10 protein-coding genes are annotated in these 13169 nt (G+C 44.1%); 6 read left to right on the forward strand and 4 right to left on the reverse strand.

What is annotated here, in order from left to right; genetic code table 11:
- Window positions 1–2: 2 nt before the first annotated feature.
- Window positions 3–563 (reverse strand): L-threonylcarbamoyladenylate synthase, encoded by a 561-nt coding sequence (locus HMPREF1535_RS19755; protein WP_007657147.1) that lies wholly within the window; start codon window positions 561–563, stop codon window positions 3–5.
- 319 nt (window positions 564–882) lie between these two features.
- Here HMPREF1535_RS19755 and recJ point away from each other — a divergent pair, with 319 nt between their 5' ends.
- The 4 genes from recJ (at window position 883) to HMPREF1535_RS19775 (ending at window position 7206) form a co-directional block, all read left to right on the forward strand.
- Window positions 883–2607 (forward strand): single-stranded-DNA-specific exonuclease RecJ, encoded by a 1725-nt coding sequence (gene recJ, locus HMPREF1535_RS19760; protein WP_007657149.1) that lies wholly within the window; start codon window positions 883–885, stop codon window positions 2605–2607.
- Between the two features lie 9 nt (window positions 2608–2616).
- Window positions 2617–4548, forward strand: coding sequence for a RecQ family ATP-dependent DNA helicase (locus tag HMPREF1535_RS19765; protein ID WP_046147233.1), 1932 nt, complete (start codon window positions 2617–2619; stop codon window positions 4546–4548).
- Between the two features lie 91 nt (window positions 4549–4639).
- A complete protein-coding gene (locus HMPREF1535_RS19770) occupies window positions 4640–5941 on the forward strand; it encodes an ABC transporter permease (RefSeq protein WP_046147234.1) in 1302 nt (433 codons plus the stop codon).
- An 8-nt stretch (window positions 5942–5949) separates the two neighbouring features.
- Window positions 5950–7206: an ABC transporter permease gene (locus tag HMPREF1535_RS19775; RefSeq protein WP_007657155.1), complete on the forward strand. Its 1257-nt coding sequence runs from the start codon at window positions 5950–5952 to the stop codon at window positions 7204–7206.
- A gap of 113 nt (window positions 7207–7319) precedes the next feature.
- On the opposite strand, the gene HMPREF1535_RS19780 is transcribed toward HMPREF1535_RS19775, so the two are convergent.
- Both HMPREF1535_RS19780 and HMPREF1535_RS19785 read right to left on the reverse strand, forming a co-directional pair.
- Entirely contained in the window at window positions 7320–8237 is a 918-nt protein-coding gene (locus HMPREF1535_RS19780) for a ThuA domain-containing protein (RefSeq protein ID WP_046147235.1), read from the reverse strand.
- A gap of 92 nt (window positions 8238–8329) precedes the next feature.
- Window positions 8330–9511 (reverse strand): 6-bladed beta-propeller, encoded by a 1182-nt coding sequence (locus HMPREF1535_RS19785; protein WP_046147236.1) that lies wholly within the window; start codon window positions 9509–9511, stop codon window positions 8330–8332.
- A 203-nt stretch (window positions 9512–9714) separates the two neighbouring features.
- On the opposite strand from HMPREF1535_RS19785, the gene HMPREF1535_RS19790 reads away from it, so the two are divergent.
- Together HMPREF1535_RS19790 and HMPREF1535_RS19795 are read left to right on the forward strand one after the other, a co-directional pair.
- The gene (locus HMPREF1535_RS19790; RefSeq protein WP_392391978.1) at window positions 9715–10443 is read left to right on the forward strand and encodes an SDR family NAD(P)-dependent oxidoreductase; all 729 of its coding nucleotides are present in this window, start codon (window positions 9715–9717) and stop codon (window positions 10441–10443) included.
- A 122-nt stretch (window positions 10444–10565) separates the two neighbouring features.
- Window positions 10566–12218 (forward strand): amino acid permease, encoded by a 1653-nt coding sequence (locus tag HMPREF1535_RS19795; RefSeq protein ID WP_046147238.1) that lies wholly within the window; start codon window positions 10566–10568, stop codon window positions 12216–12218.
- Window positions 12219–12725: 507 nt separating this feature from the next.
- Here the strand turns inward: HMPREF1535_RS19795 and HMPREF1535_RS19805 are convergent.
- Complete coding sequence (locus tag HMPREF1535_RS19805) at window positions 12726–13112, reverse strand: GtrA family protein (protein ID WP_007657160.1); 387 nt, start codon at window positions 13110–13112, stop codon at window positions 12726–12728.
- Window positions 13113–13169: the final 57 nt, after the last annotated feature.

Genomic DNA, 13169 nt, shown 5'->3' on the forward strand with positions numbered 1-13169 from the left:
TATTATCTAATCACCTGAATAAGACCTCCGGCACCCAATTTAATGATGTTCGACGGTTGTGCCTTGCTCATATCATCCTGGCGGTAGGAAACGATGTAATCCACACCATTCTTTATTACCTCGGACACTTCAGAGAAATTGGCCGGAGACAATTCCCCGCTCACATTGGCAGAAGTAGAGACCAACGGTTTACGGAAACGCTCACATAACTTATGGGAAAATTCTTCATTAGTAATACGGATACCTACACTGCCATCGTCAGCCAGCAGATTCTTTGCCAGGTTCTTCGCATTCGAATAAATAATAGTCAGCGGCTTATCCGCTACTTCTATCAAATCCCAGGCAATATCCGGAATATCGTTCACGTACATATTTAATTTGGCAGAACTATCCATAAGAACCAGCATAGCCTTATTGTCTGCTCTTCTCTTTAACTCGTACACACGCTGTACGGCATCCTCGTTGGTCGCATCGCAACCGATCCCCCAGATAGTATCTGTCGGATAAAGGATTATACCCCCTGCCTGCATTACTTCACAAGCTTTTTTTATATCTTCCGTCATTGTTTTTAATAATATTGTGACAAATGTACAAATGATTCGTGTACTTATAAAAAAATAATAACAAAAAAACTATTTTTGCGAGCTCATACTTTTTATCCATTTTAAATTCCTAACTTTACGGATTGAAACTACAGGGAATCTTTTCCCCGCCCTTGTAAGAAAACTATGTTTCATACTAATGAAACAAATGTTTCTCCTAGGTGAAACTATAGTTTCATAGGCATGAAACAAATGTTCCAATATAAAGGGACAAGGACAAACTGCCGGACACTGGGCTGCTAGCCTACGAGAAAAAATAAAAAGAAAAAAACAATATATAATGATTAACAAATGGAATTTTCAAACCCCGACAGAAGAAGAATTACATAAGAGAGATGCGCTGGCGGCCGAAATCGGTTTCAGCCCGGTCATCTGTCTCCTGCTTGTTCAGAGAGGGATTACGACGGCTGAAGAAGCCAGAAAATTCTTTAAACCCAATCTGAACGATCTGCATGACCCGTTCCTGATGCCGGATATGGATAAAGCGGTGAAACGATTGAACAGAGCCTTGGGCAATAAAGAAAAGATTCTGGTTTACGGCGACTACGATGTAGACGGCACGACTGCCGTATCGCTTGTGTATAAGTATTTAAGACCCTATTCATCGACGTTGGATTATTACATTCCCGACCGCTATGACGAAGGGTACGGTATTTCTTATAAAGGGATTGATTATGCCTCCGACAACGGAGTCACATTAATTATTTCGCTCGACTGCGGAATCAAAGCAATCGAAAAGATTGAGTATGCAAAGACAAAAGGCATTGACTTTATAATCTGTGACCATCACATGCCGGATGATACATTGCCCGATGCCGTTGCGGTGTTGGATGCTAAACGCGTAGATTCCATCTATCCGTACGAGCATCTGTCCGGTTGTGGCGTAGGCTTCAAATTTATGCAGGCTTTTGCCAAAAGCAATAACTTTCCTTTCTCCGAACTGGAGAAATTACTGGAACTGACGGCTGTCAGCATTGCTTCCGATATCGTGCCTATTACGGGAGAAAACCGTATCCTGGCTTATTACGGACTAAAGCAGTTGAACAGTAATCCCAGCCTGGGACTGAAAGGTATCATCGACATCTGCGGACTTACCGGGAAAGAGATAACCATCAGCGACATCGTTTTCAAGATCGGTCCGCGCATCAATGCTTCCGGACGGATGATGAACGGAAAAGAAGCGGTCGACCTGTTGCTCGCCAAAGATGTAGAGTCAGCCCGTGAGAAGAGTGAAAACATCAACCAATACAATGACGAACGACGCGAACTCGATAAAAAGATAACCGACGAGGCAAACGCTATCATCGATGAATTCGCCAATATGGAAGACCGGAAAGCAATAATCGTTTACAATCCTGGCTGGCATAAAGGAGTTATCGGAATCGTTGCGTCGCGACTGACAGAGAAATATTACCGTCCGGCAGTTGTGCTGACCAAATCATCCGAACTGATCACCGGTTCTGCCCGCTCGGTTACCGGTTTCGACATTTATAAGGCAATAGAGAACTGCCGTGACTTGCTGGAAAACTTCGGGGGACATACCTATGCCGCCGGCCTTTCCCTGAAAGAAGAAAATCTGGATGAATTTACCGAACGTTTCCTGAAGCTGGCTGCCGACGAGATTATCCCCGAACAGATGATCCCGCAAATCGACATCGACGCCGTTCTCGACCTGAAAGACATCAATACCAAGTTCATGAGCGAACTGAAAAAGATGAATCCTTTCGGTCCGGACAACCAGAAACCGGTATTTTGCTCGCTGAACGTGAAAGATTACGGGACAAGCAAGCTGGTCGGCAAAGAACTGGAACATATCAAGCTGGAACTGATAGACGACAAATCGAACACGCCCATCCATGGCATCGCTTTCGGAATGCATCAGCACAGCCCGCATATTAAAGGGATGAAACCTTTTAATATCTGCTATACGATTGAAGAGAATACATATAACGGTAACACGACCTTGCAACTCATGGTTAAAGACATAAAGGTCGATGACATATGAAGGGAACCGGTGGACGTCTACCATAAGATATTAGAAAAGTATTGGGGATACCCTGCTTTTCGTCCTTTACAGGAAGATATTATTCACTCCGTTTGTGAGGGGAAAGATACACTCGGGCTAATGCCGACAGGGGGAGGTAAGTCGATTACCTTCCAGGTTCCGGCTTTGGCAATGGAAGGAATATGTATTGTCGTAACCCCGCTGATCGCTCTGATGAAGGACCAGGTGGATAACCTGCGCCGGTTGGGGATAAAAGCTACTGCCGTCTATTCGGGCATGACCCGCCAGGAGATTATCGCCCAGCTGGAAAACTGTATCTTCGGTGATTATAAATTCCTGTACGTTTCGCCTGAACGGTTAGGGACCGATATATTCAAAAGCAAGCTACAGGCAATGAATGTCTGTCTGCTGGTTATCGACGAAAGCCATTGCATTTCGCAATGGGGATACGACTTCCGTCCTTCTTACCTGAGCATCGCCGATATCCGGGAAGAACTTCCCGGTGTGCCGGTTCTTGCTCTGACGGCAACAGCGACTCCGGAGGTAGTGAATGATATCCAGGAACGGCTACATTTCAGAGAAAAGAATGTATTCCGGAAAAGTTTCGTCCGGAAGAACCTGTCCTATATCGTCCGTCAGACGGAAGATAAGATAAATTCATTAATATACATTCTGGGAAAAGTTCCCGGAACGGCTATTGTCTATGTGCGCAACCGGAAACGGACGAAAGAAATAGCAGCCCTGCTTCAGCAAGCCGGCATATCGGCCGATTTCTTTCATGCCGGCCTCAACCGCGACGATAAAAACCTTCGCCAAAGCCGTTGGAAGAATAACGAGTGTCGGGTAATTGTCTCGACCAATGCATTCGGGATGGGTATCGACAAGCCGGACGTGCGCCTGGTGGTCCACATGGATATGCCCGGATCGCTGGAAGAGTATTATCAGGAAGCCGGACGAGCCGGTCGGGATGAACAGAGGGCTTACGCTGTCGCTTTGTGTTCCAATATAGATTGTACAAAGTTGAAGAAACGGTTGGCCGATGAATTTCCGGACAGGGATTTTATCAGTCGGGTGTACGATGCTTTAGGTAATTATTATCAGATAGCAATGGGCTTCGGACTGGATACAGTACACGACTTCTCCCTGGTCGATTTCTGTACAGCCTATAAGTTTTCGCATCTACAAGCACATCATGCCCTTAAGATACTTGAACTGGCAGGCTACATAGAATATACGGAAGAACAGGAAAATGCTTCTCGTCTGGTATTTACCGCCACACGCGACGAGCTTTACAAATACCTGCATCAGGATAAAAAGACGGATGAGGTTATACAAACGATACTCCGTTCCTACACCGGTTTGTTTTCGGATTACGTATATATTAATGAAGGGCTGATCTCTACCCGTACCGGACTGAGTCAGCAGGAAATTTATGAAGTGCTGGTCGGACTTTCCAAATACCGGATTGTCAATTACATTCCTCATAAGAAAACGCCTCTCATTATCTATACCCGTACCCGGGAAGAGATTAAATACCTGTCAATCCCCCGTTCGGCCTACGAAGAGCGTAAAGAACGTTTTGAAAGCCGTATCAACCGGGTCATGGAATACATCAACGAAAACCGGATATGCCGGAGCCGGATGCTGATTTCTTACTTCGGTGAAAAAGGAACTTCCGATTGCGGTTGTTGCGATGTATGTCTGGCAAAAAACGATTCGGGCCTGAACAACCATACGTTCAATACCATCCGTGACGCATTGCAGAAGGCTTTGACCGACGGTCCGCAGGAGGCTAAGAAACTGACGGAGAACCTACCTTTTCCCGCCGACAAGATCATCACTGTAATCCGCTACCTGGCCGATCACGATGAACATTTTTCGCTGGAAGATGGAATAATAAGCCTTACAAAAATGAACACTATGTCCGATAACGAACAGTAAAAAGTATATCCATAGACTGAACGACAGGTATTTACCTTTATGGCACAGACTTTGTTATTATAGATTCCAAACAATAATAACAAAGTCTTTTATGTATAAGGTCTATCTCAAACAGGCTATGCAGATGCTAAGGCAAAACAAGTTTTTCAGCATCATTTATATAACCGGTACCGGTCTGGCCATTACGATGGTCATGATACTGGCTATACTATATTATTTCCGGACTGGAAATATCGCACCGGAAACCAACCGTGACCGGATGTTAGTCATACAACACGGAAAAATTCTAAATAAAACGGAAGGCCAGGGAAACGGGAGTAGCCGGCTTTCTTATCCGACCATCAAAGAATGCTTTTATTCAATGCAGACTCCGGAGGCTGTCACTGCCATCCTCCCGATCGGAGAACAGACCGAATTCATACAAACCCCGGGAAGTGATGAAGTATACAACGGACTTGTCATGGGTACGGATGTTGCATTCTGGAAAATATTCCAGTTCAGATTCCTTGTCGGAAAACCTTATACGGAAGAAGAGTTTACCTCCGGAATCAGAAAAGCCGTCGTGAGCGAATCACTGGCACGCAGGCTGTTCAATACATCGGATGCAACAGGTAAAACATTTCTACTGAACTTTGAAGAATACCAAGTCTCCGGTGTCGTAGAAGATGTACCTTCCATAGCACAATTCTGTTACGCTGAAATGTGGATACCTTTCACCAACCGTCCTTCACAGATACAGGGAAGTAAATGGTGTGATTTTATCTTAGGTCATATGCTGCTTTATATCCTGGCAAAGAAACCGGGCGACTTTGACGCTATCCGCCGGGAAGCCGAAGAAAATTGCCGGCGCTACAGTGCAAATATTCCACAATACAATTTTGTACTAAACGAACAACCTGACACCGTTCTACGTGCCTGGTTACGCACAGATTCTTTCGCCAGTCCGAAATTCATGAAACTCTTTATACAAATCTTCTCAGTAATATTCCTTCTGCTGTTGGTCCCTTCCATCAATCTGACGGGAATGACTGCATCACGCATGAAAAAGCGCATGGAAGAATTAGGTATCCGTAAAGCGTTCGGAGCCCAGAACAGGACATTGCTTTTGCAGATATTATATGAAAACCTGCTGCTCACATTATTAGGCGGACTGATCGGATTATTGATCTCCTACGGATTGATCTTTATGCTAAAAGGATGGTTACTGGGGAATTACGACTGGGACGGCAGTTCACTCACCGCCTCTATCGATCTTTCTCCCGACATGCTGATCAATCCGGCAATTTTCGGATATACGCTGATCTTCTGCCTGATTTTAAACCTGATGTCTGCTCTCGTTCCTGCCTGGCGTGCACTCAGACGTCCCATTGTCGATGCTTTAAACGATAAATAACAAGAATCATGATACATCATCTTTTAAAACTTTTATGGAAACAACGCCGGCAAAATGCCTGGATTGTAGCTGAATTATTCCTGGTATTCATTCTCTTATGGTATATCATGGACTACTTCACAACGATCGGATATGCCAATTCAGTCGATAGTGCTTACGATATAAAAGACACTTACCAGGTACGGCTCACGACTGTGCCGCAAAGTAGTCCCAACTATATTCACCATGAAAACACGGAAGAGGCAGCTGCCCTATACCTATCTATTATAGAACGTATCCGGCAATATCCACAGGTAGAAGAGGTTTGCCTGACACAAAATAGTAGTCCTTATAACCCCAGTTATATGGATAACCAAATGGGAAAAGACAGTTCGAAAATGGTGCAGTTCCAATATTTACCGGTTACTCCTTCCTATTTCGATGTATTCAGAGTCCGCCCCTTGAACGAAGATGACCGATCTTCTTTAAAAGATGCTTTGACCGAAAAGAACATTGTCATTTCCCGTAAACTGGCTGAAGAACTTTTCCCCGGAGAACAAGCTAAAGGACATTCTATTTACATGAAGAATGACAATTCTTTTCGGATAGGAGGTGTTTGCGGGATATTAAAACGTGACGATTACAGCCGGGAAGAAAGAGCGGCATATTTTATGTTACCAACTTCCTATTTCAAAGAATGGAATGAGCAACAACTCGCCTGGTCGTTAGAAATCAGTATACGGGTAAAACCCGGGCTCAACAAACAAAAATTCATAGAAGATTTCCAACGGGATATAAGGGAACAGATAAATATCGGTAATTTCATACTTTCCAAAGTCGACTCTTACGACGACCTGAGAAACAGACTTTATCTTACAAACGGAGTGACGGATGCCATCCGTTACCGGATAGCCTTTATGGCATTCCTGATCTTCAATATATTCCTGGGAATCATCGGCACTTTCTGGTTCCGTAATGAGTACAGGAAATCTGAAATCGGCCTCCGCCTGGCTGTTGGTTCCACACGCCGCCAGATATTGCAAATGATGATCGGAGAAGGCTGGCTGTTATTAAGCCTGGTGGCTATCCCTGCCGCTATCATCTGCATTAATATTGCGAAAATGGAATTGATTGACACGAATGTTATGCCGGTCACTTTCTTCCGCGTCTTTGCCGGTTTGATATCGACTTATCTGCTTATGGCATTCTTTATCACACTGGGAGCCTGGTACCCAGCTTACCTCTCATCTAAAATTGCTCCGGCAGATACATTACGAGCTGAATAAACCTATTTTTCCTTCTTGGAAGGATAGATAAAAAATCAAGGCTGCTCCGGTAAAAACCAGATACAGCCTTGATTTTTTGATTGCTTTTCTTTCAAAAGAAAAGTAATATCTATTTATTTCTTTTCCTTATAATCCTTCCGGTAACTGCACTGTGTCTCGGTCGGGAAATCTTTGGGTACTTTCTGAGTTACCTTTCCGGTTGCAGCCCATTCCGCACCACGCAGCAACAAAACCTGGAAGCCTGTACACTGCATAGCTGTATTATCTTCAACAGTAGCACCGGCATGTCCGAGCATGGTATGGAAGATACGGGCATTTCCGTAATCGACGGTAAAGACAAGCGGTTCTTCACGTCCTGAACCTCCTGTCTCTTTGTCCGAATAAGCCGTATAAAGCAAGTCTCCGATATTACCCGGACCACGCATACGGTCGTATAGTTCATCCTGGGTATGACGCCATTTCAAAGGCAATCCTTTTACAATGGAATGTATTTTATCACGCCCGTTCAATACATATTCATGCTGTTTTCCATGCGAACCGCCCGGACCGGCAGAACTATCCTTGACTAGTTTGCCATCCTGCCAATACACATAAGGACCGGAGTTTTCATCACGTCCTTCCCATCCACCCAAGGCACATATCTTATTAAATTCCGGCCACTTGGAGAAAGCGTTATCTGCCGCATGATAAACGACCACTCCCCCGCCATTTTGCACGAACTCCAGAAAACGCTTGTTTGTTTCTTCCGGCCATGAATCACCGTTATAATCCAACACAACTAATTCATACGGAGCAAAATCAAGCACAAAACCGGACATATCCTGTCCTTGTGAAGGAGACACAGCGAAATCTACGGAGAAACGACCGGAGTTTTCCAGTATTTGCTTTAAAACAACATGGCTAACTTGCCAGTTATGATTGTTTTGCCCGGTAATCAACAACGTCTTGATAGGTTTGCGTGCAGATACCGAACATACACAGAAAAGGGAGAGCAACACAACCAATAGCTTTCCAAAAAATAAATGTTTCATGGTATAAATATGGTTTAAAGATTTGTTTCCACAAATATAGTAATTATTGTATAAATGCCAATAAGTAAGCACTATCGGCAGTAATATATTTATTACTTGAATTTAATAATCCTGATTACCGGATTATCGTCTTCGACAAGTGTCTTTGCAATCTTCATTCCATTCCCGGCCAAACGTTTTCCATGATAAGCCTCTATAACCGTTGATGCCTGAATCATTTCAGCGACCATATTCCGTGCGATATCAGGCGATGCATCCGGCGACCATCTTCCCTGACTCCAAGCCCTTGTATCATATTCTGTATCTAAAATCGGCGTCTTCTTTATTTCACCGGTCTTAAATTCATACATAAACGTTGGAATCGGTCCGCCTTTCAGTGATTTAAAATCTAATAGAAGCGTACCTATCAACATGAACTTATCAGTTGTTAATAAAGGTATCCATATATTCCGAGGTTCAGGAGCATGAGTCGATGGCTTGCGGGTTAATAAGGGTATTAATCCCTTATCCGGGGATAACCGAAACAATGTGTCGGATGAAATATCCGCAATCATTAGATCCGGACCGTAATGCATATTTTGAGGATAATAAATTCCAAAAGGTCTCCACATATTACCCTCCAATGATTGAGCTATTTTGTTTGTATATCTTTTTTCAAAATGAATGTCTAATACAGAAAGCTGGCTACCATCTTTTTTGGAGACAAGACGGTAAGGGGACTTTTTAGTCTTACTTTCACGACCAGGTTCAATTATTACACCTTCATAGATAAGTAGAGATTCATCGTCAAAATTAAAAATACTCATTTCATTATCAAATGTATTTATTTTCAATGTCCGTTTGTAGTCTCCCTTCAGAGAATAAACCTGAATGAATTGGGAACACACATAGATTTCTTCCTTCTTCTCATCTAAAATTGTACCGACATTAATCCATGTATATTCCCGCCCGCTCTGTCCTTTGTGATTGAAATGTGAATAGAGCTTTCCTGTTTTACGATCGAAAACAAATATATCACCCAATCGGGATTCATGGATAAGAATATATTTATCGGTAACAGCTGAAAGTACCGATGAACCACCCAACAAAATTTCATCTGTTGTCTCCAAAGGCACATACTCTATTTCCGCCATATCCTGAAGGCGCAACTTCTTCTGAGGATAGTTTTTTGAGAAATCAAATACCGGTAAGTCGCCTGTCTTCGATTGGGAGCTTACGACCTGGCTTCCCATTATTAAAAGGGATACCAGTAAGATGAGATTGTTTATTTTCATGCTATTTTATTTATAGGACAATGAATCTCTTAAGCTATAGCTAACACGGTGGCAAGGTATTAAGAATATATTGAATGAACAAGTAAAGAATAGCCTAAAAAAGAATGTGTGAGCGATAGAATATCAATAAGTAAGAAGCGTAACGTTGAATTAATAAAGTTTTGCTTACATTTGTTCTTCTATTAGTCTTTAAATAAAAAGAAATCGTGAATAGGATTGTTATCATCGGGGCGACTTCCGGTATCGGTTACGAAGTGGCAAAGATATATCGTCAACTGGGTTGGCGCGTTGGAGTGGCAGGACGTCGGCTGGAACGGCTGGAAGCATTCAGGGAACAGGCTCCCGAGCAGACAGAGATACAACAGCTCGACGTGACTGAGGTGGAAGCCGTAGACAAGCTCCACCTGCTAATTGATAAACTGGGAGGCATGGACTTGTTCCTGCTCAGTACCGGTGTCGGCAATCAGAACCGGACTTTGAATCCGGACATTGAACTGGCAACCGTCAATACCAATGCAATCGGTTTTACCCGCATGGTCACTGCCGCTTACCATTATTTCAAGGAACAGGGATGCGGGCATCTGGCCGTTATCAGTTCTATCGCCGGGACTAAAGGTTTGGGAGTAGCACCCTCCTATTCCGCCACCAAACGTTTCCAGAATACTTATATCGACGCACTGGCACAGTTAGCCAGGATGGAAAAGTTACCGATAGCTTTTACCGATATACGTCCGGGGTTCGTGAAAACGGCTTTGCTAAAAAATGATAACTATCCGCTACTGATGCGTCCGGAACGGGTAGCACAACGGATTGTACGGGCTTTGAAACGAAAGAAACGGACAGTCATTATCGACTGGCGGTATGTCACACTGGTATTCTTCTGGAAGTTGATTCCCGATTACATCTGGGAACGATTGTCCATTCATAACTGAATTTGTATATTTTTCCTGTAATCCCTACCTTTGCGGCCGATTATTGAAATACTGTGAGGTTGCATCGAGTCCGCAATGACAAAAGAGGCTTTTGACGCAGCCACACTTAAACAAACAGAAGAATGGGATTATTTATAAAGAAACCGTTAGGCGCTTTACAGGCGGAGGCTAATGAGTCGGGTAGTAAAACGCTGAAACGGGTATTAGGCCCTTGGAGTCTGGTCGCACTGGGTGTAGGGGTTATCATCGGTGCCGGGTTATTCTCTATCACCGGAACCGTTGCTGCCGGATATACCGGTCCGGCCATTACCTTATCATTTGCCATTGCTGCGTTAGGCTGTTGCTTTGCCGGATTATGCTATGCCGAATTTGCATCCATGATACCGGTTGCCGGAAGTGCCTACACCTATTCATATGCTACGATGGGGGAACTGATTGCCTGGATTATCGGCTGGGATTTGGTACTTGAATATACCGTAGCCGCAACGACGGTCAGTATCAGTTGGAGCCGGTATCTGGTCGTATTCCTCGAAGGGTTGGGTATTCATCTGCCACATACGTTGACGGCATGTCCCTGGGACGGAGGGATAGTCAATATACCCGCTTTTCTTATTGTCGTACTGATGAGTATTTTCCTGATACGGGGGACGGAAGGGAGTTCGATTTTCAACGGGATAATTGTCTTCCTCAAGGTTTCGGTCGTATTGGTATTTGTCGCTTTGGGATGGAAATATATCAATACGGAGAATTATGTTCCTTATATTCCGGCGAATACCGGGACGTTAGGTGAATACGGTTTCTCCGGTGTGCTTCGCGGGGCAGCAATCGTTTTCTTCGCTTTCCTCGGATTCGATGCCGTATCGACTGCTGCACAGGAAGCTAAAAACCCGAAACGGGATATGCCGATCGGGATTCTTGTTTCCCTGCTGGTTTGTACTATCCTTTATATGCTTTTCGCTCATGTGATGACCGGAGTGGCACATTACAGCCAGTTCAACGGGCAGGAAGGGATTGCGCCTGTTGCCGTAGCTATTTCACATATGGGACATGCGGATGCCGCCGGGGTCATCCAACCGGATTATCCCTGGCTGAATAAGGCAATCGTACTGGCTATCCTGTTTGGTTACTGTTCGGTGATAATGGTTACGTTGCTCGGACAAAGCCGCGTATTCCTGAGCATGAGCCGCGACGGGTTATTGCCTCCGTTCTTTTCGCATATCAATGAAAAATTCCGCACTCCGGCACGCAGTAACCTGCTTTTCATGTTGTTGGTCGGATTACTGGCGGCCTTCGTACCTGCCAGGGTAGCCGGGGAGATGACGAGTATAGGGACATTATTTGCCTTTACACTGGTTTGTGCAGGCGTATTGGTGGTAAGAAAAACGATGCCGGACGTGCAACGTGCTTTTAAAACGCCGTTCGTTCCGCTTGTACCGGTTCTCGGAATCGTGACTTGTCTCTGCATGATGCTTTTCCTTCCGGCCGACACATGGATTCGCCTGGTACTCTGGATGCTTATCGGATTGGATATTTATGCCTGTTACGGCATCAAACATAGTAAACTGGAATATATGCAACAACATCGCAAAGGACAGCTTTCGCTGAACATGATAGGTATCGCCCTCTCCGTCCTCTGCGTTATCACCGGGTTGTGGCACCAGCAGACAGTGGGTTGGGATGAAAGCAAGGTTTTGCTAATCATCTCCTTTGTATTCGCATTCACACACCTGCCCTTCTATATGATACGGATTTGGAAGAATACGACGCAAGCTTAATGCCAATATGGTCATGAGGATGGACAGGTTCAATTATTATCAGATTCGAGTCATAGCATTTGTTTCTATATGGCACGCAGATGACGCAGATTGGACCATATAGAAACTTTATACACTCTGTATCTTTTCAAATTATTGCTTTCAGCTTTCAGTTGCCGGGAGAGAATATTTTTCAATATATACGGCTGAAGGGATAGAATTGTAAAAAAATGTATACGGAAATTCCGGATAAAGTAACTTCCGGCAAAACATAGGACTTTTGTCTTCAAAGCATATATGTTTTGTCATCAAAAGCCCTGACTTAACATTTCAAAACACCTATGCTTTTTGGAGCGGATAACTACCCGCAGACAAACAAATAACTATCGGTTGGCAAACGGGTGCCTATTTGTCGGAATCAAAATCCGGAATGTGGCACCCTTCAGTTGGATTCCTTATTTTTCAAGGATTATATATTCCTGAAGCCTGAAGGATAAAGTTTGAATAGTGTCACTACCGGATAAGAAATCATTGTTTTCTGGTAAAAGTCAGCCGTTTATTCATCGTGAAATTGACGGCGCCATATACGAATAACCCCAGGAACTGCGCCAGGTATTCATTCATATCACCTATCTCCACCATCAACAGCAGGGAGAGAAACTGTAAGCCGTAAGCACAACCGAAAGCGACAAGGAAAAGAGGCACCTCACGTTCAAACTTTCCACTCCGGGAGGAGAATATCCAGTATTTGCTCCAAAAAAAGTTATTAACCAACGCAGCAACATAACCGGCAATGTTCGACCAAAGGTAATTACATCCGACACCCTTCATCAACACCCAAATAACCAGGGCGGTAATAAGAGCATTCAGGGTCCCCACTATGATAAAACGGAATATCCGTACTGATTCTTTCATATCAATCTCCCACAAACTTATCCTGCCTAATCCTTCGACTCGCGTTCCCTGGCTGTG

Origin of the sequence: Parabacteroides goldsteinii DSM 19448 = WAL 12034 (assembly GCF_000969835.1) — a bacterium.
In the GTDB taxonomy this organism is placed as follows: Bacteria; Bacteroidota; Bacteroidia; order Bacteroidales; family Tannerellaceae; genus Parabacteroides; species Parabacteroides goldsteinii.